The 22,726-nt window shown below is 73.7% G+C and carries 16 protein-coding genes; 10 read left to right on the forward strand and 6 right to left on the reverse strand.

Annotation, left to right across the window (positions count from 1 at the left end; all coding sequences use genetic code 11):
- Positions 1-18: 18 nt before the first annotated feature.
- The 3 genes from ACF08D_RS07215 to ACF08D_RS07225 are packed head-to-tail and all read right to left on the reverse strand — an operon-like array spanning position 19 to position 5,121.
- Positions 19-1,488, reverse strand: a complete 1,470-nt coding sequence (locus ACF08D_RS07215) for a hypothetical protein (protein ID WP_392221556.1) — start codon at positions 1,486-1,488, stop codon at positions 19-21.
- Entirely contained in the window at positions 1,488-3,038 is a 1,551-nt protein-coding gene (gene pelF, locus ACF08D_RS07220; protein ID WP_392221557.1) for a GT4 family glycosyltransferase PelF, read from the reverse strand. Before pelF ends, ACF08D_RS07215 begins: the two co-directional genes overlap by 1 nt.
- Positions 3,039-3,066: 28 nt before the next feature.
- Entirely contained in the window at positions 3,067-5,121 is a 2,055-nt protein-coding gene (locus ACF08D_RS07225) for a hypothetical protein (protein WP_392221558.1), read from the reverse strand.
- A 304-nt stretch (positions 5,122-5,425) separates the two neighbouring features.
- Here ACF08D_RS07225 and ACF08D_RS07230 point away from each other — a divergent pair, with 304 nt between their 5' ends.
- From ACF08D_RS07230 to ACF08D_RS07255, 6 genes are all read left to right on the forward strand, one after another.
- The gene (locus ACF08D_RS07230; RefSeq protein ID WP_392221559.1) at positions 5,426-6,946 is read left to right on the forward strand and encodes a leucyl aminopeptidase; all 1,521 of its coding nucleotides are present in this window, start codon (positions 5,426-5,428) and stop codon (positions 6,944-6,946) included.
- Positions 6,947-7,412: 466 nt separating this feature from the next.
- Positions 7,413-8,801 carry a dihydrolipoyl dehydrogenase gene (gene lpdA, locus ACF08D_RS07235; RefSeq protein ID WP_392221560.1) on the forward strand — a complete coding sequence of 463 codons (1,389 nt, stop codon included), beginning with the start codon at positions 7,413-7,415 and terminating at the stop codon, positions 8,799-8,801.
- A gap of 59 nt (positions 8,802-8,860) precedes the next feature.
- Positions 8,861-10,663, forward strand: coding sequence for a 2-oxoglutarate dehydrogenase, E2 component, dihydrolipoamide succinyltransferase (sucB, locus tag ACF08D_RS07240; RefSeq protein ID WP_392221561.1), 1,803 nt, complete (start codon positions 8,861-8,863; stop codon positions 10,661-10,663).
- Between the two features lie 177 nt (positions 10,664-10,840).
- Complete coding sequence (locus ACF08D_RS07245; protein ID WP_392221562.1) at positions 10,841-11,464, forward strand: GntR family transcriptional regulator; 624 nt, start codon at positions 10,841-10,843, stop codon at positions 11,462-11,464.
- 343 nt (positions 11,465-11,807) lie between these two features.
- The gene (aceE, locus tag ACF08D_RS07250) at positions 11,808-14,498 is read left to right on the forward strand and encodes a pyruvate dehydrogenase (acetyl-transferring), homodimeric type (protein WP_392221563.1); all 2,691 of its coding nucleotides are present in this window, start codon (positions 11,808-11,810) and stop codon (positions 14,496-14,498) included.
- A 55-nt stretch (positions 14,499-14,553) separates the two neighbouring features.
- Positions 14,554-15,531, forward strand: coding sequence for a helix-turn-helix transcriptional regulator (locus ACF08D_RS07255; protein WP_392221564.1), 978 nt, complete (start codon positions 14,554-14,556; stop codon positions 15,529-15,531).
- A 10-nt stretch (positions 15,532-15,541) separates the two neighbouring features.
- Here ACF08D_RS07255 and ACF08D_RS07260 read toward each other — a convergent pair whose 3' ends face one another.
- Positions 15,542-16,474 (reverse strand): SDR family oxidoreductase, encoded by a 933-nt coding sequence (locus ACF08D_RS07260; protein ID WP_392221565.1) that lies wholly within the window; start codon positions 16,472-16,474, stop codon positions 15,542-15,544.
- Positions 16,475-16,572: 98 nt separating this feature from the next.
- Between ACF08D_RS07260 and ACF08D_RS07265 the strand changes: the two genes are divergently transcribed.
- Positions 16,573-17,091: a DUF4240 domain-containing protein gene (locus tag ACF08D_RS07265; protein WP_392222331.1), complete on the forward strand. Its 519-nt coding sequence runs from the start codon at positions 16,573-16,575 to the stop codon at positions 17,089-17,091.
- Positions 17,092-17,132: 41 nt separating this feature from the next.
- On the opposite strand, the gene ACF08D_RS07270 is transcribed toward ACF08D_RS07265, so the two are convergent.
- Entirely contained in the window at positions 17,133-17,624 is a 492-nt protein-coding gene (locus ACF08D_RS07270) for a GNAT family N-acetyltransferase (RefSeq protein WP_392221566.1), read from the reverse strand.
- Between the two features lie 42 nt (positions 17,625-17,666).
- Between ACF08D_RS07270 and ACF08D_RS07275 the strand changes: the two genes are divergently transcribed.
- Both ACF08D_RS07275 and ACF08D_RS07280 read left to right on the forward strand, forming a co-directional pair.
- Positions 17,667-18,563, forward strand: coding sequence for a TIGR01777 family oxidoreductase (locus ACF08D_RS07275; protein WP_392222332.1), 897 nt, complete (start codon positions 17,667-17,669; stop codon positions 18,561-18,563).
- Positions 18,564-18,755: 192 nt separating this feature from the next.
- Positions 18,756-20,036: an NAD(P)/FAD-dependent oxidoreductase gene (locus ACF08D_RS07280; RefSeq protein WP_392221567.1), complete on the forward strand. Its 1,281-nt coding sequence runs from the start codon at positions 18,756-18,758 to the stop codon at positions 20,034-20,036.
- Positions 20,037-20,076: 40 nt separating this feature from the next.
- On the opposite strand, the gene ACF08D_RS07285 is transcribed toward ACF08D_RS07280, so the two are convergent.
- Positions 20,077-21,564 carry a regulator gene (locus ACF08D_RS07285; protein WP_392221568.1) on the reverse strand — a complete coding sequence of 496 codons (1,488 nt, stop codon included), beginning with the start codon at positions 21,562-21,564 and terminating at the stop codon, positions 20,077-20,079.
- A gap of 285 nt (positions 21,565-21,849) precedes the next feature.
- On the opposite strand from ACF08D_RS07285, the gene lipB reads away from it, so the two are divergent.
- Positions 21,850-22,704 carry a lipoyl(octanoyl) transferase LipB gene (lipB, locus tag ACF08D_RS07290; RefSeq protein ID WP_392221569.1) on the forward strand — a complete coding sequence of 285 codons (855 nt, stop codon included), beginning with the start codon at positions 21,850-21,852 and terminating at the stop codon, positions 22,702-22,704.
- Positions 22,705-22,726 lie beyond the last annotated feature (22 nt).

Raw genomic sequence — 22,726 nt, forward strand, 5'->3', positions numbered from 1 at the left:
TTCGGGTCGCTTCGGTCGTCACACACGGTGCGCGGTGGCCCGGCCGAGGAGGACCGCGCCCAGGGCGGTCAGCACCACGGCGGCCGTCCCGGCCACCACCGCGCCGGCCGTCGCCGGGTCGCCCGTGCCGGTCGCCAGGGCCACCGTCTGCGCCCCGGCCGCCGCCCCGCACACCAGGCCCGCCGCGAGCGCCGCGCCGAACGCCTGGAGCAGCAGGGCGGACCAGAGCACCGTACCGATCAGCAGCAGCGCCACCAGCCGCGTCCCGCCGAGGTCCGGGGCGCCCGGCCACAGCAGGGTGCCGGTCACGGCGAGGGCCAGCAGCACCGCCAGGTACACCGACAGGCACAGCGCCAGCGCCCCGGCGCTCGCCCGCCGGAAGGCGCCCGGGCTGGTGGAGGCGCGCAGCCCGGCGAGGCTCTCGGCGCGGAACCGGTACAGCAGCCATTCGGCGGGCCCCATGGACAGGGTGAGCGCCACGGCGGTCGGGCCGGCCGCCGCGGCACCCGCCCCGCCGGCCAGGACCTCGCCGATCGCCGCGTACAGCACGAGCCCGCCGGTGCCGAGCCCGAACAGGCCGTACGGCAGGGACGCGGCGAACCGGGGGCCGCCCGCACCGGACGCACCGTCACCGGGGGCGGGGGGCGCCGTCGCGGGCAGCAGCGCCCGCCCGGCGAGGGCCACGGCCAGCGCCAGGGACGTGCCGAGGAGGACCACCCGGGCGGCGCCGGGCAGCCCGAGCAGCGCGGCGGCCGGGGTGCCGGCGACCAGGGGCGCGAGGGCGCACAGCAGTGCCCGCTCGCGGTGCAGGACCAGCAGCACGGTGGCGGCGGCCAGGTACACCGCCTGGCCGGCGGCGAACAGGGCGCCGCCCCACTCCCCCGGTCCGGCCGCCGCGGCGAAGGCCACCAGCGCGCCGAGCAGGGCCCCGGCGGGGGCGCCGCGCAGCAGGCTCAGCGCGGCGGCCCGGCGGTCGCCGAGCCCCAGCCAGGAGTACGCCCGGTGGGACAGCGCCTGGTTCCACACCCAGCCGGTGACCGCGCCGGCCAGCAGCGGGACCGTGCCGGGGGGCAGGCCGGGCGGGCCGGTGGGGCCGGCCAGCAGCGGGGCGCCGAGGACGTAGGCGAGGCCGGGCAGGGCGAAGACCAGTCCGCGCAGCAGGCAGTCGCCCAGGCCGGTGTGCCAGAGCCCGGTGGGCGGGCCGTCCGGTTCGGGGAATGTCCGCTCCACGCGCGCGTAGAGGTCCTCGGCCAGTTCGAAGGAGCTGTCCCTGCCGTAGGTGAGGCGTATGTGGTCGTCCGTCAGGCCGTCGGACTCCAGGACGGCGGCGATCTCGTCGGGGTGGACGGCCGCCGCTATCACCTCCTCCAGCCGGCCGGTCAGTTCGTCGACCGGGTCGGGGGCGGCCCAGGAGGGCCGGGGGCGGGGGACGGCGGGCAGGGCGTCGAGCCCGGCGGACTCCTCCTTGAGCCACAGGGAGCCGCTCATCAGGCCGCCTCCCGGGCGACCCGGCCGGCGGCCGGGTCGTCGTCGGCGGTGAGGTCGCGCCAGGGGTCGGTGATGCGGAGCTGGAGCGTCCAGTCGCGGATCTCGTCCACGGAGGGCGCCGGGTCGGGGTGTCCGGCCAGCTCCCGGTAGATGCGGCGGAAGCCGTCGACGGAGCGGCGCAGGGTGAACTGGTCGACGACCCGCTGCCGGGCGCGGCGGCCGAGCGCGGCGCGCCGCTCGTCGTCGCGGAGGAGGGTCAGCAGCGCCTCGGCCAGTACGGCGGGCTCCCGGGGCGGTACCACCAGCCCGGTGTCGCCGACCGCCTCCCGTACCCCGCCGACGTCGGTGGAGACGGTGGCCCGGCCGCAGGACATGGCCTCGATCAGGGAGAAGGGGAACCCTTCGCTGATGGAGGAGAGCACCACCAGGCTGCCGGCGGCGTAGGCGCTCGCCACGTCGGAGACGCGGCCCTCGTAGGTGATGCCGTCGGTGACGCCCAGTTCGGCGGCGAGCTTCTCCAGTCTCGTCCGGTAGTCCTCGTTGCCGGCCGGGACGGGGCCGAACAAGCGCAGCCGCAGGGCGGGCAGTTCGGCGCGGGCGACGGCATACGCCCGGACGAGCGTCTCCAGGTCCTTGATGGGGTCGATCCGGCCGCACCAGCTGAGGGTGGGGACGTCCGGTTCGGGCCCGGCGAGGGGGAAGGCACCGGGGTCGACGCCGTTGTAGACGGTGCGGATGCGGTCGGCGGGTGCGCCGCCGCGCTCCTCCCAGCGGCGGTTGTACTGGTTGCAGGGGGTGATGAGGTCGGCCTTGCGGTAGCCGAGGGTGTTCAGCTCCCGGTAGAAGCCGAGCATCAGGGCCTTGACGGGCCAGCGCTGGGCGGCGCTGCGGTAGCCCAGGTAGCGCTCGCGCAGGTAGATGCCGTGCTCGGTGAGGAGGAAGGGCACGCCGTCGAAGTGCTGGGCGGCGAGCGCGGGGAGGGTGGCGAGACCGCTGGAGACGGCGTGGGCGACGCAGTCGTCCGGTATCCGGGCGGCGAGCGGGCGCAGCGCGTGTTCCAGCAGGTCGGTGGCGGTCAGGGCGTCGTGGACGGTGGGCCGGGCCGCGGCCGTCGGGAGGTGGGGCCGGGTCCACACCGCCATGAGGGTGCGGAGGACGGCTTCGGAGCGGAGGGCCGCGGACAGCCGCCCGCGGCGGGCGAGTTCCGCCAGGGCGTACAGGCCGCCGGCGAAGTCGTGGCCCGCCGCCGGGTCGAGCATCGCCAGCAGGAGGCGTTCGACGGTGTCGGTGACATGGCGCCGCTCCCGCCCGATGAGGGGCCGGCCCCGCCGGGGAGCCGGCCCCCACAGGGGGAACGAGGTGTGGCGGTACAGGTTGGGCGGCAGCTCCCAGGTGACCGGTTCGCGGCCGCTGCCGGTGAGGGCGAGGACCTGGAAGTCGACCTCGGGCATGCCCCGGACGAGCTGGTCGCACCAGGTGCTGACGCCTCCGTGGACATGCGGATAGGTGCCTTCGGTGAGCATGGTGACATGGCGGCCACTGCTCGGCATGTGGGTGTTCCCCCCGATAGTGGTGCGGTCAGGCGCGAGGCAGTGTGAGGGTGATCGCGGACTGGAGCACCTCGGGTGCGGTCCAGGCGGAGCGGGCACCGGCGTACGGGGTGCCGAACGCGGCCGTGCCGAGCAGCAGGTTCTTGCGGGTGCCCTCGGGGGCGGTGACGGGGGCGGTGACGCCGGCGGGTGCCTTGACGGTGACCTTGTCGCCGATGCGGTACGCGGTGACCTTGCCCTCGGCGAGGGCCTTGTCCCAGGCGGCGCGGCGGGTCATCTCCGTACCGGCGTCGCGGTGGCGGGGGTTGACCAGCGGGGTGTTGTCGGCGAACAGGGCGCGGTAGTCGGCCAGGATCCGGTCCAGGACGGGGTAGAGGAGGCGGTCCTCGGCCATGTTGGACTGGTGGACGTAGTGCGGGCGGGGGTCGTTGGCGACGATGTGGCCGAGCGCGATGCGGGCCTCCTGCGGGACGATGTACGCGGCGAAGCCGGTGGCGGTGTCGAGCGGCTCGTCGAGGCAGGTGGAGGCGGGGTTGGTCTCGCAGACGCCGCTGCCGCCGTCGGCCCGGGAGGTGTAGATCCAGTTGTACTCGTCGGCCATCTCGGCGGCGGTGCCGACGTTGTAGTACACGTTCATCGGGTGGCGCGGGACGGTCTTCGCGGCGCCGACGGCGCGCTGCTGGGGCTCGCGGGAGTTGTCGCTCGCGATCCACTTGACGCCGGTGTCGGCGAGGGCGCCCGCGAGGTGGGGGTTGTCGTCCGGCTGCTGCGGCAGGGTCTTCAGGCCGGAGTGCTCGCCGGTGACCAGTTCGGTGCGGTCGACGGGGATGCCCCGGGCGGTGGCCCAGTTGTGGTTGTCACGGATCTGGGCGGCGATCTCGGCGCGGGACATGTAGCGGGTCCGGCCGGCGGCGTCCTTGGCGCAGGTCCACGGGACGGTGGAGGTGTCCTGGACGCAGCCGAGGAAGGGGTGGGTGTAGGTGTGGTTGACCCAGCGGTACTGGGCGCGGTCGGCCACCAGTTGCGCGGTGAGCGGGTCGGTGCCGCCGTTCTCGGTCTTCCACTCCTCGCCGGAGCCGGCGTTGTAGACCATGTCGAGGGTGAAGCCGGCGGAGCGCTGCCACTGGGCGGCGTACTGGGCGTCGGCCACCGTCATCCGGATCGGCGGGGTGGTGTCGCCCTGGCCGTCGGCGCAGTCGATGTCGCCGGGGGTGCAGTTGCGTTCGGTGTCCCAGCGGGCGTCGGGGGCGAAGACGTCGTCGACGTGGACGGAGAAGTAGTTGCGGTTCTGGCCGAGGTGGACGCCGTCGGTCAGCCACTCCACGATGCCCCGGGCCAGGGCGCGGAACTGCCGCTGGTGCTGGTTGTAGGCGAACGTGACGACCAGTTCGCGGCGGCCGTCGCGGGCGTACTGCCCGACGAGGCTGGCCCGCCCGCCGCCCTCGACGGGGACGTCCAGGTAGCTGGTGAAGCCCTCGCGGGGGCGCCCGGCGTAGCCGTAACTCTCGCTGACGGCGGGGGCGTTGTCCTCGAAGACCAGCGGCCCGTCGAGGTAGCCGAAGGGCCCCGCCTTCCCGGCGGCGGTGACATCGGTGCGGACGCCGTCGAGGACGCCGGCCCGGCCGCCGTCGCTGGTGTAGTCGAGGCCGACGCCGGGGTGGGCCCAGGTGTAGGCGTCGACCTGCGGGACGGCGTACTTCGCCTCGTACGCGGTGAGGGCGGCGCGCTCCGCCTCGGCCAGGCCCTGCGGCGCCTCGTCGGGCAGGACGACGCCCTGGAACTTGGCGCGGGGCCGGCCGCCGACGGTGTCGGCGAGGAACGCGGCGGTGATGACCGGGCGCCCCGGGTCGCCGAGGCGGACCGTGCGGAACGGGACGCCGGAGCCCTTCAGTTCGGAGGTGATGGCCCCGACCGCGCCGCCGCCGTCGTCCACCACCAGGACGGTCAGGTCGATCCGCGGCGCCGGTTCGGCCGCCGCGACCGGGCCCGCCGGGACGGCCGACGCGAGCAGCGCCGTGGCCAGCAGCGTCACGGCCGGCAGCGCCCCCGCCGTTCTGCCGCCCCGGAGTCCGTGTGTGCTCATACGACTTCCCCCCTCAATGGGTCCTCCCCGCGCGTGGGCCGCCGGAAGGATCTGTGGAGATGATGCAAAGGGGTACGTTGCTCCCTTGCGTGATTGCAGGGAGTGTGACGCAGCTCTCCACAGTTGACGGGGGAAACATGGATCAGACGCCACGGATGAGTGAATTACCGCCGCCGTGAACGAAACGGGACCGCACGCGTAGGCTCGTTCACGGTCGCCGACGGGCCCCACTTACCATGCGGCGGGACCGGTCGCCCCATCCCTCGACCGCCTCAGAACTCAATGGAAGCGAGAAATCACCACCGTGACTGCTCTCACTCTCAGCACCGCCGGCGCGGCGACACTGCGCGCCGATGTCCTCGTCGTCGGCGTCGCCAAGAGCCCCGGGGGCGGCAAGGGACTCGTCGTCGCGCCCGGCGCCGAGGCCGTGGACAAGGCGTTCGACGGGAAGCTCGCCACCGTCCTGGAGACCCTCGGCGCCTCGGGCTCCGAGGGCGAGGTGACCAAGGTGCCCTCGCCGTCCGGCCTGAAGGCCCCGGTCGTGCTGGCGGTGGGCCTCGGCCCGGCCCCCGAGAAGGACGAGGCGTACGACGCCGAGGCGCTGCGCCGGGCCGCCGGCTGCGCCGCCCGCGCGCTCAGCGGCACCAAGAAGGCCGCGTTCGCCCTGCCGGTCGAGGCGGCCGAGGACACCGAGGCGATCGCGGAGGGCGCGCTGCTCGGCGCGTACGCCTTCACCGCGTACCGCGAGCAGGGCAAGGACGCCAAGGGCCCGCTCGGCGAGGCGACGCTGTTGGGCGGCAAGCCGCGCGACAAGGCGTACAAGGCCGCCGCCGAGCGCGCGACCGCGCTCGCGGAGGAGATCAACCGCGCCCGCGACCTGATCAACACCCCGCCGAACGACCTCTACCCCGAGTCCTTCGCCGCGATCGCCACCGCGGCCGGCAAGGAGCACGGCATCAAGGTGCAGGTCCTCGACGACAAGGCGCTCGTCAAGGGCGGCTACGGCGGCCTCCTCGGCGTCGGCCAGGGCTCGGAGCACACCCCGCGCCTGGTGCGCCTCGCGTACACGCACCCGAAGGCGGAGAAGACCCTCGCCCTGGTCGGCAAGGGCATCACCTACGACTCGGGCGGCATCTCCCTGAAGCCGGCCGGCCACAACGAGACGATGAAGTGCGACATGAGCGGCGCCGCCGCGGTGTTCGCCGCCGTCGTCACGGCCGCCCGCCTGAAGCTGCCGGTGAACGTCACCGGCTGGCTGGCGCTCGCCGAGAACATGCCGTCCGGTTCCGCCGTCCGCCCCGGCGACGTGCTGCGCATGTACAGCGGCAAGACCGTCGAGGTGCTGAACACCGACGCCGAGGGCCGCCTGGTCCTGGCCGACGCCCTCACCAAGGCGTCCGAGGAGAACCCGGACGCCATCGTGGACGTCGCCACGCTCACCGGCGCGATGGTCCTCGCCCTGGGCAACCGCACCTTCGGGATCATGGCCAACGACGACGCCTTCCGCACCGCGATCCACGAGATCGCCGAGGAGGTCGGCGAGCAGTCCTGGCCGATGCCGCTCCCGGCCGACCTGCGCAAGGGCATGGACTCCCCCACCGCCGACATCGCCAACATGGGCGAGCGCATGGGCGGCGGCCTGGTGGCCGGCCTGTTCCTGAAGGAGTTCGTCGGCGAGGGCATCACCTGGGCGCACCTCGACATCGCCGGCCCCGCCTACAACGAGGGCGGCCCCTTCGGCTACACCCCGAAGGGCGGCACCGGCTCGGCGGTCCGCACCCTGGTCAGGCTCGCGGAGCGCACCGCCGCCGGCGACCTGGGCTGACACCCCGTAACGGCACGGTCACGGCCCCGGACCCCGGTCCGGGGCCGCGGCCGTACCGGAGTGACCGGGGTCACCCCCGGCAGCCCCGGGTCACCCCCGGCGCGTGACGGCGAGTGAGCCGAAGGGGCGCGGCGGTGTCGAAAGGGAGAACGCGCGGAGGCCCCCGAGGAACGAGGGGGTCGAGCACGATCGACCGTCGACACCGTCTAAGGCGCCCCGGAGGCGAACCGAGCCTCCAAAGAGGGGGTCGAGCACGATCGACCGTCGACGCCGTCTTCGGCGCCCCGGAGGCGAACCGAGCCCTCAAACACACAGCCCCGCGTCCCGCCTCACCGCAACAAGTGCGAAGATGGGTTCTCGGCAGGACAGGGCCCCCACCACAGGGCCGAAGAAAAAGCGGCCGAACACCAGCCGCCGCCCGGTCGTCGTCGACCGGCGACCGGCGCACATGCATGGAGGACGTGACGTGGCGAACGACGCCAGCACCGTTTTCGACCTAGTGATCCTCGGCGGTGGCAGTGGCGGTTACGCCGCGGCCCTGCGGGGTGCGCAGCTGGGCCTGGACGTCGCACTGATCGAGAAGAACAAGCTCGGCGGCACCTGCCTGCACAACGGCTGCATTCCCACCAAGGCCCTGCTCCACGCCGGTGAGATCGCGGACCAGGCCCGTGAGGCCGACCAGTTCGGTGTGCTCGCCTCCTTCGAGGGCATCGACATCAAGGCCGTCCACAAGTACAAGGACGACGTGATCTCCGGGCTCTACAAGGGCCTGCAGGGTCTCGTCGCCTCCCGCAAGGTGACCTACATCGAGGGTGAGGGCCGGCTGTCCTCCCCCACCTCCGTGGACGTGAACGGCCGGCGGGTCGAGGGCCGCCACGTCCTCCTCGCCACCGGTTCCGTGCCGAAGTCCCTGCCCGGCCTGGAGATCGACGGCAACCGCATCATCTCCTCGGACCACGCGCTGACGCTGGACCGGGTGCCGGAGTCGGCGATCATCCTCGGCGGCGGTGTCATCGGCGTCGAGTTCGCCTCCGCGTGGAAGTCCTTCGGCACCGACGTGACGGTGATCGAGGGCCTGAAGCACCTCGTCCCGGTCGAGGACGAGAACAGCTCGAAGCTCCTGGAGCGCGCGTTCCGCAAGCGGGGCATCAAGTTCAACCTCGGCACGTTCTTCCAGGGCGCCGAGTACACCGACAACGGCGTCAAGGTCACCCTGGCCGACGGCAAGACCTTCGAGGCCGAGGTGCTGCTGGTCGCGATCGGCCGCGGCCCGGTCTCCGCCGGTCTGGGGTACGAGGAGCAGGGTGTCGCGATGGACCGCGGCTACGTCCTGGTCGACGAGTACATGCGGACGAACGTGCCGACGATCTCGGCCGTCGGTGACCTGGTCCCGACGCTGCAGCTCGCGCACGTCGGCTTCGCCGAGGGCATCCTGGTGGCGGAGCGTCTGGCCGGTCTGAAGACCGTTCCGATCGACTACGACGGTGTGCCCCGGGTGACGTACTGCCACCCCGAGGTCGCCTCCGTCGGCATCACCGAGGCCAAGGCCAAGGAGATCTACGGCGCGGACAAGGTCGTCGCCCTGAAGTACAACCTCGCGGGCAACGGCAAGAGCAAGATCCTGAAGACCGCGGGCGAGATCAAGCTCGTCCAGGTCAAGGACGGTGCCGTGGTCGGCGTCCACATGGTCGGTGACCGCATGGGCGAGCAGGTCGGCGAGGCGCAGCTGATCTACAACTGGGAGGCGCTGCCGGCCGAGGTCGCGCAGCTGATCCACGCCCACCCGACGCAGAACGAGGCGCTCGGCGAGGCGCACCTGGCGCTGGCCGGCAAGCCCCTCCACTCCCACGACTGACGCCTTCCGTCCCGGGCGCGACGACCACTTTCCGCAATTCGTTAGGAGCAACCGAAACCATGTCGGTTTCCGTAACCCTGCCGGCGCTCGGCGAGAGCGTCACCGAGGGCACTGTCACCCGCTGGCTGAAGGCCGAGGGCGAGCGCGTCGAGGCCGACGAGCCGCTGCTGGAGGTGTCGACGGACAAGGTCGACACCGAGATCCCGGCCCCCGCCTCGGGCGTGCTGTCGTCGATCAAGGTCGCCGAGGACGAGACCGTCGAGGTCGGCGCCGAGCTGGCCGTCATCGACGACGGCTCGGGCGCCCCCGCCGCCGAGCAGGCCCCGGCCGCCGAGGCCGCCGAGGCCCCGGCGCATGAGGCCCCGGCCCAGGAGGCCCCGCAGGCCGCCCCGTCCACCGAGGCCGAGGCCCCGGCGCCCGCCCCGACCGCCGACGCCTCCGCCGGTGGCGGTTCGGCCGAGGGCACCGACGTCGTCCTGCCCGCGCTGGGCGAGTCGGTCACCGAGGGCACCGTCACCCGCTGGCTGAAGGAGGTCGGCGAGGAGGTCGCGGAGGACGAGCCGCTGCTGGAGGTGTCGACGGACAAGGTCGACACCGAGATCCCCGCTCCGGCCGCCGGTGTGCTGCTGGAGATCGTGGTCGGCGAGGACGAGACCGCCGAGGTCGGCGCCAAGCTGGCCGTCATCGGCGCGCCCGGCGCGGCCCCGAAGCAGGAAGCCCCGAAGCAGGAGGCGCCGAAGCAGGAGGAGGCCCCCAAGCAGGAGGCCCCCGCCCAGGAGGCGCCGAAGCAGGAGGAGGCTCCCAAGCAGGAGGCTCCGAAGCAGGAGGCCCCGGCCCCGGCCCAGCCGGCCGCTCCGGCGCCCGCCCCGGCTCCGGCGCAGCCCGCCCCGGCCGCCGCTCCGGCCCGTGCCGCCGCCCAGCCCGCGGAGGACGGCGCCTACGTGACGCCGCTGGTCCGCAAGCTGGCGTCCGAGAACGGTGTCGACCTGTCGTCCGTCAAGGGCACCGGCGTCGGCGGCCGTATCCGCAAGCAGGACGTCGTCGCCGCCGCCGAGGCCGCGAAGTCGGCCGCGGCCGCTCCGGCTCCGGCCGCTGCCGCCGCCCCGGCCGCCAAGGCCCCGGCGCTGGAGGCGTCCCCGCTGCGCGGTCAGACGGTCAAGATGACCCGGATGCGCAAGGTCATCGGCGACAACATGATGAAGGCCCTGCACTCGCAGGCCCAGCTGACCTCGGTCGTCGAGGTCGACATCACCAAGCTGATGAAGCTGCGCGCCCGGGCGAAGGACGCGTTCGCCGCCCGCGAGGGCGTCAAGCTCTCCCCGATGCCGTTCTTCGTGAAGGCGGCGGCCCAGGCGCTGAAGGCCCACCCGGTCATCAACGCCCGGATCAACGAGGACGAGGGCACGATCACGTACTTCGACTCGGAGAACATCGGCATCGCCGTGGACTCCGAGAAGGGCCTGATGACCCCGGTCATCAAGAACGCGGGCGACCTGAACATCGCCGGCATCTCCAAGGCCACCGCCGAGCTGGCCGGCAAGGTCCGCGGCAACAAGATCACCCCGGACGAGCTGTCCGGCGCGACCTTCACGATCAGCAACACCGGCTCGCGCGGTGCGCTGTTCGACACGGTCATCGTGCCGCCGAACCAGGTCGCCATCCTGGGCATCGGTGCCACCGTCAAGCGTCCGGTGGTCATCAACCACCCGGACCTGGGCGAGACCATCGCGGTGCGGGACATGACGTACCTGTCGCTGTCCTACGACCACCGCCTGGTGGACGGTGCCGACGCGGCCCGCTACCTGACGGCCGTCAAGGCGATCCTGGAGGCGGGCGAGTTCGAGGTCGACCTCGGCCTGTAGTACGCCCCCGCCGGTGTGACACCACGGCGCCCCCGGTCCGGGACTTCCCGGACCGGGGGCGCCGCTGTCGTGTTCACGTCCGCCCCGGCGTGACGGGTGTCTCCCGCGCGAGCGGCGCCACGAGGTTACCGGGCGGGAATAATGGCCAGCGACCGCCGCAGCAGCGAAGGAGCCCCCATGACCCCGCCCGTCGTCCACTCGCTGCGCGAGCAGATCCGCGAGCACATCGTGGAGGGCATCGTCAGCGGCCGCTGGAAGCCGGGCGAGCGGATCGTCGAGCGGCGCATCGCCACGGAGCTGGCGGTCAGCCAGACGCCCGTACGGGAGGCGCTGCGCGAGCTGGAGAGCCTGCGGCTGATCGAGTCGGCTCCCAACAAGGGCGTACGGGTGCGGAATCTGACCGCGGCCGACCTGGAGGAGAGCTACCCGGTGCGGGCCGGTCTGGAGCAGATCGCCGCCGAGCTGGCGGCCGGGCGGCTGGGCGAGGACTGCTCGGCGCTGGAACCGCACGTGGCGGCCCTGTACGAGGCCGACGCGCGCGCGGACGGCACGGCCCAGGTGCGGCACACGGTGGCGTTCCACCGGGAGCTGGTGCGGGCCGCGCACAACAGCGTGCTGCTGCACACCTGGGAGGGCCTGGGCATCGAGGTCTTCACGGCGCTGTCGATCCGCTGGCTGGGCACGGTGCAGAAGTCGTACGCGGAGGAGCACGAGGAGCTGGTGCAGGCGTTCCGCCGCCGCGACCCCCGGATCGGCGTCCTGGTGAAGGAGCACGTCCTGGGCTGCGCCCCGCGCGCCTGACGCCCCGGCCCCGGCCGGAGCAAACGCACCGGGCGGGGACCCACCGGGCGGGGGTCGGATCAGCGGGCCGGAAACGACCTCTCAGGGGGTGCTCATCCGGCCCGCCGCCCGCTCATACGCGCGGTCCCACTGGCATTTTCCTGCGAAAACAAGGCACCGGGTGCCCAAAATCGTGGCACCGCATGCCGACTTTGCCGTCCGGAGAAAGATTTTCCGCTCAACACTTTGATCGATCATCGATCACGGTCGTACAGTCGTCCGCGGACTTCAACAGAGGTCCACCTCGCCCTGTCCTGCCAAGACCAAGGGCTCCACACCCCTTCGACTCCGGAAGGCGGCGACTATGACCGACCCCACCCGCATCCAGCCGAGCGAGCTCGACCAGCTGCCGGACCGCGACCCCGAGGAGACCGCCGAGTGGCAGGCGTCCCTCGACGCCGTCGCCGAGGCCGCCGGGCCGCACCGCGCCGCGTACCTGATGCGACGCACCCTGGAGCGCGCCGAGGGCGCCGGTCTCGCGCTGCCCAAGCTGCTCGAAACCGACTACGTCAACACCATCCCCACCGCCGCCGAGGCCGGTTACGGCTTCGACGGCGACGAGGAGATGGAAGCGAAGATCACCGCCTGGAATCGCTGGAACGCCGCCGCCATGGTCTCCCGCGGCTCCAAGTACGGCGTCGGCGGCCACATCGCCACCTTCGCCTCCGCCGCCTGGCTCTACGAGACCGGCTTCAACCACTTCTTCCGGGGCAAGGAGCGGGACGGCTCCGGCGACCAGCTCTACATCCAGGGCCACGCCTCCCCCGGCATCTACGCCCGCGCCTTCCTCGACGGCCGGCTGTCCGAGCAGCACCTGGACAACTTCCGCCAGGAGGCCGGCGGCAACGGCCTGCCGTCCTACCCGCACCCGCGCCGGCTGCCCTGGCTGTGGGAGTTCCCCACCGTCTCCATGGGCCTCGGCCCGCTGTCGGCGATCTACCAGGCCCGGTTCAACCGCTACCTGACCAACCGCAACATCAAGGACGTCTCGAACTCCCACGTGTGGGCGTTCCTCGGCGACGGCGAGATGGACGAGCCCGAGTCGACGGCGGCCCTCGCGCTCGCCGCCCGCGAGGAGCTGGACAACCTCACCTTCGTCATCAACTGCAACCTCCAGCGCCTCGACGGCCCCGTCCGCGCCAACTTCAAGATCGTGCAGGAGCTGGAGGCCCAGTTCCGCGGCGCCGGCTGGAACGTCGTGAAGTCGCTGTGGGGCACCGCCTGGGACGAGCTGTTCCAGCTCGACACCACGGGCGCGCTGGTACGCCGGCTGCGCGAGGTGCCGGACGCGCAGATCCAGACGTACCAGACCCGCGACGCCGCCTACATCCGCGAGGACTTCTTCGGCAAGGACCCCGCCCTCGCCGAGATGGGCCGGCTGCTCTCCGACGACAAGATCATCGAGTGCTTCCAGTACTCGCGCGGCGGTCACGAGCCCCGCAAGGTCTTCGCCGCGTACAAGGCCGCCCTGTCGCACAAGGGCGCGCCGACCGTGATCCTCGCCCAGACGGTGAAGGGCTTCACCCTCGGCAAGGGCTTCGAGTCGAAGAACGCCAACCACCAGATGAAGAAGCTCTCGGTGGAGGAGTTCAAGGACATGCGGGACCTGCTGGGCCTGCCGATCTCCGACAGCGACTTCACCGACGGCCAGGTGCCCTACGGCCACCCCGGCGCCGACTCCCCCGAGGTCCGCTACCTCCAGGAGCGCCGCGCGGCCCTCGGCGGCCCCGCCCCGGCGCGCCGCACGCACGCCCTGGCGCCGCTGCCGGCCCCGGCCGACAAGACGTTCGCCGCCTTCGACAAGGGCTCCGGCCAGCAGTCGGTGGCCACCACCATGGCATTCGTCCGGCTGATGAAGGACCTGATCCGCGACAAGCAGACCGGCAAGCGGTGGGTGCCGATCGTCCCCGACGAGGCCCGCACCTTCGGCATGGAGTCGCTGTTCCCGTCGCTCGGCATCTACTCGCCCAAGGGCCAGACGTACGAGCCGGTCGACCGCGACCAGCTGATGTACTACCGCGAGGCCAAGGACGGCCAGATCCTCAACGAGGGCATCACCGAGGCCGGCTCGATGGCCGACTTCATCGCCGCGTCGACCGCGTACTCCACGCACGGCGAGCAGATGATCCCGTTCTACATCTTCTACTCGATGTTCGGCTGGCAGCGGACCGCCGACCAGATGTGGCAGCTCGGCGACCAGCTCGGCCGCGGCTTCCTCGTCGGCGCCACCGCCGGCCGCACCACGCTGACCGGTGAGGGCCTCCAGCACGCGGACGGCCACTCCCCCGTCATCGCGGCGACCAACCCGGCGGCGCTCACCTACGACCCGGCCTTCGCCTACGAGGTCGCGGTGATCGTCAAGGACGGTCTGCGCCGGATGTACGGCGAGGCCGCGCCGGGCGAGGACCCGAACGTCTTCTACTACCTGACCGTCTACAACGAGCCGATGCCGCAGCCGGCCAAGCCCGAGGGCGTGGACGAGGGCATCGTCAAGGGCCTGTACCGGTTCAAGGAGGGCACCGCCCCGGCGGCGGACGCCCCGCGCCTGCAGCTGCTGTCCTCCGGCACGGCGATCCACTGGGCGCTGAAGGCGCAGGACATGCTGGCCGCCGACTGGGGCGTGACCGCCGACGTGTGGTCCGCGACCTCGTGGTCGGAGCTGCGGCGCGACGCGCTGGAGGCGGACGCGGCGCTGCTGCGCGGCGAGGAGCGGGTGCCGTACGTGCGCCAGGCCCTGGCCGACGCGCAGGGCCCGGTGCTGGCGGTCACCGACTACATGCGCCAGGTGCCGGACCAGATCGCGCAGTGGGTCGAGCAGGACTACAGCTCGCTCGGCGCGGACGGCTTCGGCCTGTCCGACACCCGCGAGGCGGCCCGCCGCCACTTCGGCGTGGACGCCGAGTCGATCGTGGTCGCCGCGCTGGCGCAGCTCGCCAAGCGCGGTGAGGTCCCCGCCTCCCTGGTGAAGGACGCCCGCGAGCGCTACGGCCTGTAGGAACGGTCCCGGGAAGGCCCCCGCTCCGGCGGGGGCCTTCTTGCATGATGGGGCCATGCGTGCCGCCCGCCTGATCAAGATGGTGCTCCTGCTCCAGTCCCGCCCGTCCATGACGGCCGCCGAGCTGGCCGCCGAGCTGGAGGTGTCCGAGCGCACGATCACCCGTGACGCGCTGGCGCTGTCCGAGGCCGGGGTGCCGGTGTACGCGGACCGCGGCCGGGCGGGCGGCTACCGGCTGATCGGCGGGTACCGGACGCGGCTGACGGGGCTGGCGCGCAGCGAGGCGGAGGCGCTGTTCCTGTCGGGTGTGCCGGGCGCTCTGCGCGAGATGGGGCTGGACGACGCGGCGTCGGCGGCCCGGCTGAAGGTCTCGGCGGCGCTGGTGCCGTCGCTGCGGGACGCGCCGTCGTCGGCCGCGCAGCGGTTCCACCTGGACGCCCCCGGCTGGTACCAGGAGCCGCGGACGCCCCCGCTACTGCCGGCGCTGGCGGAGGCGGTGTGGGACGACCGGACGGTCTCGGCGCGCTACCGGCGGCGGGACGGGGAGGTGGAGCGGCTGCTGGCGCCGTACGGGCTCGTGCTGAAGGCCGGTGTCTGGTACCTGTGCGCCCGCTCCGGAACGTCGTTCCGGGTCTACCGGGTGGATCGTTTCACCGCCGTCGCGCCCGGCGAGGAGCGGTTCGTCCGGGACGAGGACTTCGACCTGCCGGCGTTCTGGGAGGAGCGGGCGGCCGAGTTCGCCCGCTCCCTGCTGCGTACGGAGGTGGTGGTACGGCTGTCCGGGGCGGGCGCGCGGGCCCTGCCGCACGTGACGGACGGTGCCGCCGCCCGGGAGGCCCTGGCGGCGGCCGGCCCGCCCGACGCGGAGGGGTGGGTGACGGTGCGGCTGCCGGTGGAGTCCGACGAGGTCGCCCACAGCCAGCTGCTGCGGCTGGGACCGGAGGCGGAGGTGCTGGAGCCGGGCTCGCTGCGGGCGCTGTTCGCGGACGCGGCGGCCCGGCTGGCGCTGCTCTACCAGGAGCCGTCCCCGTAGGTGGCCGTTCCTACCGGTAGTCGTCGGCGGTGGCGTCCTTGCCGCCGTGGACGACCTCGATGAAGTACGCCCAGCCGTCCGGCCGGGACCCGTCGGTGTCGGTGAAGCCGTACTCCTTGGCGAGCTGCCCGCTGGAGAGCGAGGCGCCGTTCCAGCGGGCCCGGTCCGGGTCGGCGGCGAGCGCGGCGACCGCGCGGCCGACGTAGGCGGGCGACTCGGCGATGGCGAAGTGCGGTTCGCGGGCCAGGGCGTCGCGCCAGTTCTCCTCGGTGACGCCGTAGATGTCCAGCATCATCTCGGAGCGGAGGTAGCCGGGGCTGAGCGCCACGGCGGTGCAGCCCACCTCCTTGAGGTCCTCGCCGAGGGCGAACGCCATCCGCAGCGGGGCGTACTTGGCGAGGTCGAAGTAGAAGTTCTCCCGGAAGCGGGTGTTGTACTCGGCGGTGCCGTCCGTCATCTCGACCACCAGCCCGCCGGGCCGGCGGACGAGCAGCGGCAGGGCGCAGGAGCTGGTGATGGCGTGGCTGCGGATGCCCAGGTCCAGCATCCGCAGGCCCTGGTCGAGGTCGGTGTCCCACATCTTCTTGCCCCAGGGGATGAGGTGGTCGCCGCCCCACAGGCTGTTGACGAGGACGTCGAGTCGTCCGTGCTCCCGGTCGATCCGCCCGGTGAGGGCGCGCACCTCGTCGGGCACCAGGTGGTCGGTGGGTACGGCGATGCCCTCGCCGCCCGCCGCGGTCACCAGCTCGGCGGTCTCCTCGACGGTCTCGCCGGGCCGGCCGACCTCGCTGACCCGGGCGCGGGTGGTGCGGCCGGTGACGTACACGGTGGCTCCGGCGGCGCCGAGCTGGACGGCGATGGCGCGGCCGGCGCCCCGGGTGGCGCCCGCGACGAGGGCGATCGTTCCGGCGAGAGGGGTCTGGTGCGGGGTGTCGTTCGTCATACGGTCACCATGCCCGGCAAACCCGACATCCTCTGTCCGGTTTCATTTTGGCCGCTCCGCGTGCACGGTTTCCCTCGACCCAGGATGCTGGTCCCGTGATGGACGAGACGGAGTTCTGGGAGATCATCGACACCACCCGCGAGGCCGCCGAGGGCGACCCGGAGGACCACGCCGAGCTGCTCGTGGAGCGGCTCCTCCGGCTCGACCCGGACTCCGTGCTCGACTTCGCACGGCACTTCGAGGCCCGCTACAACCGCGCGTACACCTGGGACCTGTGGGGTGCGGCGGCCGTGCTGCTGGGTGGCGCGAGCGACGACGCCTTCGACTACTTCCGCTGCTGGCTCATCGGCCAGGGCCGGGAGGTGTTCGAGGGCGCGGTGCACGAGCCGGACGCCCTGGCGGAGCTGCTGGACGACTTCGACGAGGAGATCGACGGGGACGGCGAGGAGCTGGGGTACGCGGCGGACGAGGCGTACGAGCAGCTCACCGGGGCCGTCGCGCCCGACCTGGGCATCGCGCCGCAGGCCGCGGAGCCGGAGGGCACCCCGTTCGACTTCGACGACGACGCCGCGCTGGAGGAGCGCTTCCCCCGGCTGTGGGACCGCTTCGGGGTGTGATCCCCGGGTGTCATCCGCGAGGTGTGATCCCGGGGGTGTGATCAGGCCAGCGCCCGGCCCATGAGGACGTCGTCGACGTACCGCCCGTCGAGGAAGAACTCACCGGGCAGGACACCCTCGACGGCGAAGCCCTCCGACGCGTACAGGGTGCGGGCCGGCTTGTTGTGGCCGAGGACCCGCAGCGTGATCCGGGTGGCGCCCTGCCGCCGGGCCTCGTCGCACGCCGTGCGCAGCAGGGCCCTCGCCAGGCCCCGGCCGCGTGCCCACTCGGCCACGGCGAGGCCCTGGATCTGCCGTACGTGCGCGTTGCAGGCGAGGCGGGTGGGCGGCACCAGGCGGATGTAGCCGGCCGGCTGCCCGTCCGCCTCCGCCACCAGGTAGTCCTCCGGACGGTGGCCGGAGTCGAAGAACGGGTCGTAGGGGGGCCGCGGCGGGGGCTGCACGGCGTGCAGCGGCGACCAGGTGTCGCGGTCGAGCCGGGCCAGGGCGTCGCCGTCCTCGGCGCGCGCCGGGCGTATCTGCGGGGTCGTCATGTCCGCCACTGTGCCACGGTGCAGGATGGGCCCATGACACGTATCGGTATCGCTCGTATCGCGGTCACGGGGTCCACCGGGCTCATCGGCGCGGCCCTGGTCCGCTCGCTGCGCGCCGACGGCCACGAGGTGGTCCGGCTGGTGCGGCGGCCGGCGCGGGCGGGCGACGAGGTGGAGTGGGACCCCCGCCGCCGCCACGTCGACACCGCCGGGCTGGCCGGCTGCGACGCGGTCGTCCACCTCGCGGGCGCGGGTGTGGGCGAGCGCCGCTGGACCGAGGCGTACAAGAAGGAGATCCGGGACAGCCGGGTGCTCGGCACGGCCGCGATCGCGGAGGCGGTCGCCTCGCTGGACGTCCCGCCGAAGGTCCTGCTGTGCGGGTCGGCGCTCGGCTACTACGGCGACACCGGGTCGCGCGCGGTGGACGAGACCGCTCCGGCGGGGGACGGTTTCCTGCCGTCGGTGTGCGTGGAGTGGGAGGCCGCGGCCGGGCCGGCGGAGGAGGCGGGCATCCGGGTCGCGTACGCCCGCACCGGGCTGGTGGTGGCGCGCGAGGGCGGCGCGTGGGGGCGGCTGTTCCCGCTGTTCCGCGCGGGGCTGGGCGGGCGGCTGGGGAACGGCGGCCAGTACTGGAGCTTCATCGCGCTGCACGACGAGGTGGCCGCGCTGCGGCACATCCTGGACACCGAGGCGCTGTCCGGCCCGGTGAACCTGACCGCCCCGGAGCCGGTCACCAACCGGGAGGTCACCGCCGCGATGGGCCGGGTGCTGCGGCGGCCGGCGCTGCTGCCGGTCCCCGCCGCGGCGCTGCGGGTCGCGCTGGGCGACTTCGCCGAGGACGTGCTGGGCAGCCAGCGGGTGCTGCCGGCCCGGCTGCTGGACTCCGGGTTCCGCTTCGCGTTCCCCACGATCGACACGGCGATCGCCGCCGCGGCCTGACCCTCCGCCGGGCGACCGCCCCGGGAGCCGGGCGGCCGTGTGCGACCCCTGTTGCTTCGGTGACCCCCTCCGCGCGCATGTGACCGGTACCACCGCCCGCTCATACGCTCGGTGCTCGAACTCGGGTATTCCCGCGCCCTGTTAAGGGCATGAGCCCCCCACGCACCGAACCGCCACCCCGGGGAGGGACACGTGCTTGAGCCCGCACGCCACGCGGACGTCGTCATCGTAGGAGCCGGCATGGCCGGACTCACCGCGGCTCATCGGCTGACCAGGGCGGGAGTGACCGTCACCGTCCTGGAAGCCGCTTCCCGCATCGGGGGCCGCATGGCCACCGAGCACATCGACGGATACCGGCTCGACCGGACGGGGCAGTTGTTCACCACCTCGTACCCCGTTCCGCGCGACACAGACCTGCGGCTGTTCCAGCCCGGTGTGCTGGTGCACGGCGAGGGCCGGCTGCACCGCACCGGGGAGGTCGGCCGGAGCGCCCGGTGGGCCCGGGCGCGGGCCCTGGCGGGCACGCCGCGCCCGCTGGACCAGGCCCGGCTGGGTGCCGCGCTGGCCCGGCTGGCCGCCACCGGCGACGCCCGGCTGGACGCCCGCCCGGAGCGCCCGGTGCTCGAGGCGCTCGCCGGCCGCGGCCTGCCGGCGCGGACCGTGCACGGCTTCGTCCGCCCGCTGCTGTCGGCGCTGCTGTGCGACCCGGAGCTGACGACCTCGTCGCGCTGCGCCGACCTGGTGCTGCGGGACTACGCGCGCGGCCGGCTGTGCGTCCCGGCGGGCGGCGCCGCCACCCTGCCGCGGCGCCTGGCGGCGAACCTGCCGTCCGGCACGGTGGTGACCGGCGTCCAGGTGAAGGACGCGTCCATCAACCGGGTCGTGACGGCCGAGCACGGCGAGCTGACCTGCCGCTGCCTGATCGTGGCGACCGGGGCCCGCGCGGCGGCCGAGCTGCTGCCGGGGCTGCGGGTGCCGGGCTTCCACCCGGTCACGGTGGTCCACCACGCCGCGCCCGCCCCGCCGCTGCCGGAGGCGTCGCTCGTCCTGGACGCCGACCGCACCGGCCCGGTGTCGCACACGGCCGTGATGAGCGAGGTCGACCCGTCGCGGGCGCCGCACGGCCGTGCGCTGGTCACCTCGACGGTGCTGGGCGCTCCGCCGGACCGGCTGGACCAGCGGGTGCGGCGGCAGCTCGCGGCGGTGTACGGGACGAGCACGGCCGGCTGGGAGCTGCTGGACGTCCACCACGACCCGGAGGCCGTACCGGCGATGCCGCCGCCGCACGACCCGCTGCGCCCGGTGCGGCTGCTGGGCGGTCTGTACGTGTGCGGCGACCACCGCGACACCAGCACCCCGCGCGGCGCGTACCGCTCGGGCCGCCGGGCCGCCGACGCGGTGCTGCGCGACCTGGGGGTCCCGCTGCCCGGCCCGTACGAGTACGAGGGGGTGCCGCTCCGGGCCGCCGCCTAGGTGCCGTCCCACCGCCCGGTGCCGCCGCGGGCCGCCGCGCCTAGCGGGCTCCGCCGACGGCGCCGATGGCGCCGACCCGGTCCCGATAGTTGCGTACGGCGGTCGCGTCCCGGTAGGGCTCCAGTCGACGCTCGAAGTCGCGGACGTACTCGACCGCGCGGGCCGAGCGCATCTCGGACGCCTGCTGGGCCGCCTCGGCGCCGAGGGCGCACGCCTGGTCGAGTTCGCCGAGGCCCAGGCGGGCGCTGGCGAGGACGACCCGGCAGAAGAGGCGGCTGCGGGCGTAGGCGGGAGCGCGCAGGTGGAGGGCGCGTTCCGCGTGCTGCACGGCGGCCCGGTACTGGTGGAGGTCGCGGTGGCAGTGCCCGAAGTCGTCGGCGAGCTGCGCCTCGTCGAAGGAGCGCGCCCAGTGCGGCACGTCGTCGCCGGGGCGGGCCGCGTCGAGCGCCCGCTCCGCCCGGACCAGGGAGGCGGTGGAGGCCCGCACCTCGCCGAGGACGGCGTGGCCGCGCGCCTCCACGGCGTGCAGCATGGCCTGGACGACGGGTGGCGCCGAGGAGCCGACGCCCTGCTGGGCGACGCGTGCCAGCTGGACGGCCTCGCGGCCGTGGCCGAGGTAGACGGCCTGGCGGCTCATGGTGATCAGGACGTACGACCCGTAGGCGCGGTCGCCCGCCGCCTGGGCGAGGCGCAGCGCCTGGACGAAGTACCGCTGGGCCAGGCCGTGGGCGGCGATGTCGTACGAGGTCCAGCCGGCGAGCCGGGTCAGGTCGGCGGCGGCGCCGAACAGCCGGCGCCCGACGGTCTCCCCGTACACGCCGCGCAGCATCGGCTCGGCCTCGTGCTCCAGGTAGCGGACGAGGGCCTGGCGGGCGTGTCCGCCGCCGTAGGCGTGGTCGAGGGTGCGGAACAGTTCGCCCACGGAGCGGAGGGCGGCGATGTCCCCGCCGGTGACGCGCTGGCCGGGGCCGCGGTCGGTGGAGCGCTGGCGGGGTACGGCGGGGCCGGGCGCGGCGGGTGCGGGGGCGCGGCCCTGGGCGGGGACGCGGGGCTCGGCCGGGTGCGCCGGGTCGCCCCGGCCCACCCGCTCGTCGGCGCGGCCGATCAGCCAGTCGCGGCTGGGGACGACCAGCCCCGCCGGGGTGAAGGCGATCTTGCGGAGTTCGGCGTGGCTGCCGGAGTCCTTGCGCCAGAGGCCGCTGACGATGTCGACGGCCTCCTCGGGTGTCGCGGCGAATTCGAGCCCGGCGTACACCGGCGCGCACGCGTCGAGGCCGAGGTCCTGGGCGGACAGCCGCCGGCCGAGCCGGCGGGTGAAGACCTCGGCGATCAGCGCCGGGGTGGTGCCGCGCGGCTGCTGGCCGCGCAGCCAGCGGGTCACCGACGTCTTGTCGTACCGCAGGTCGAGGCCGTGTTCGAGGCCGAGCTGGTCGACGCGTCTGGCCAGGCCCGCGTTGGAGAACCCCGCTTCGGCGATGAGGGCGGCGAGCTGGCGGTTGGGGGTGCGCTGCGGGGGGCGATCCGTCATCAGCTGTGCGGTCTCCTGCCTTGCCTTCCGGGCCGGGGTGCGGACCCCCTTGGAACGGCGCGAATTTAGCCGCCCTCGACGCCCGTACCGCCACCTTCGCCCCACATTCATCCGATCGTGTGAGGATTGGGGGCACGGCTGACGGGCAGGACGGAACGCCCACCGGGGGCGTCCCCGGGAGTGAACCGGCCGGTACGCACCTGCCCGACCGGGCGGACGGGCGCCGCCGTACAGTGGCACGGGGCGCGATGAGTGCACGGTGCAAGGTTCGAGGGAGGCGTTGCCGTGAGTGAGCTGCGATTCGTCCATGTGGGCTTCGGCGCCGAGGCGGTCGAGTACCAGCGGGCGTGGGACCGGCAGCGCGAGGTCCACGCCGCCCGGTTCGCCGACGAGATCCCGGACACCTGCCTGCTGCTGGAGCACCCGCCGGTGTACACGGCCGGGCGGCGCACGGAGGACAGCGAGCGCCCCCTGGACGGGACGCCGGTGATCGACGTGGACCGCGGCGGCAAGATCACCTGGCACGGCCCCGGCCAGCTCGTGGGCTACCCGATCATGAAGCTGCCGCGCCCGGTGGACGTCGTCGCGCACGTACGGCGGCTGGAGGAGGCGCTGATCCGCACGGCCGCGCACTTCGGCCTGGAGACCACGCGCATCGAGGGCCGCAGCGGCGTGTGGGTGCTGGGCGACCCGGTGGAGCAGCGGCCGTCCCTGGGCGGGCTGTCGCTGGACTTCGACCCGCGCCTGCACGACGACGAGTTCGACGCCCGGCTGAACGGCCCCGAGTACGCCCCGTCCAACGCCGGCCAGCGCCGCGAGGACCGCAAGCTGGCGGCCATCGGCATCCGGGTGGCCAAGGGCGTCACCATGCACGGCTTCTCGCTGAACGTGAACCCGGACAACACCTGGTTCGACCGGATCGTCCCGTGCGGCATCCGGGACGCGGGAGTGACCTCGCTCTCGGCGGAGCTGGGCCACGAGGTGACCATCGCCGAGGTGGTGCCGGTGGTCGAGCGGCACCTGCGGGACGTGCTGGAGAACGCGGAGCTCAGGCCCCGCGACATCGAGCCCGAGCCGGCCGCGGCGGCCCCGGCGGCCGGGGAGGCCGCCCCCGCCGTCCCGGCCGTACCGACCGCCTGACGCCCGGGAATGCACGTGTTTG

This window comes from Streptomyces sp. NPDC015131 (assembly GCF_043079975.1).
In the GTDB taxonomy this organism is placed as follows: domain Bacteria; phylum Actinomycetota; class Actinomycetes; order Streptomycetales; family Streptomycetaceae; genus Streptomyces.

Bases quoted from the DNA above. Each gene is read 5' to 3' on its own strand.
- ACF08D_RS07285 (WP_392221568.1), bottom strand. From the start codon at position 21,564: ATGACGGATCGCCCCCCGCAGCGCACCCCCAACCGCCAGCTCGCCGCC.
- ACF08D_RS07265 (WP_392222331.1), top strand. From the start codon at position 16,573: ATGGACGAGACGGAGTTCTGGGAGATCATCGACACCACCCGCGAGGCC.
- aceE (WP_392221563.1), top strand. From the start codon at position 11,808: ATGACCGACCCCACCCGCATCCAGCCGAGCGAGCTCGACCAGCTGCCG.
- ACF08D_RS07245 (WP_392221562.1), top strand. From the start codon at position 10,841: ATGACCCCGCCCGTCGTCCACTCGCTGCGCGAGCAGATCCGCGAGCAC.
- ACF08D_RS07225 (WP_392221558.1), bottom strand. From the start codon at position 5,121: ATGAGCACACACGGACTCCGGGGCGGCAGAACGGCGGGGGCGCTGCCG.
- ACF08D_RS07270 (WP_392221566.1), bottom strand. From the start codon at position 17,624: ATGACGACCCCGCAGATACGCCCGGCGCGCGCCGAGGACGGCGACGCC.
- ACF08D_RS07260 (WP_392221565.1), bottom strand. From the start codon at position 16,474: ATGACGAACGACACCCCGCACCAGACCCCTCTCGCCGGAACGATCGCC.
- pelF (WP_392221557.1), bottom strand. From the start codon at position 3,038: ATGCCGAGCAGTGGCCGCCATGTCACCATGCTCACCGAAGGCACCTAT.
- ACF08D_RS07215 (WP_392221556.1), bottom strand. From the start codon at position 1,488: ATGAGCGGCTCCCTGTGGCTCAAGGAGGAGTCCGCCGGGCTCGACGCC.
- sucB (WP_392221561.1), top strand. From the start codon at position 8,861: ATGTCGGTTTCCGTAACCCTGCCGGCGCTCGGCGAGAGCGTCACCGAG.
- ACF08D_RS07255 (WP_392221564.1), top strand. From the start codon at position 14,554: ATGCGTGCCGCCCGCCTGATCAAGATGGTGCTCCTGCTCCAGTCCCGC.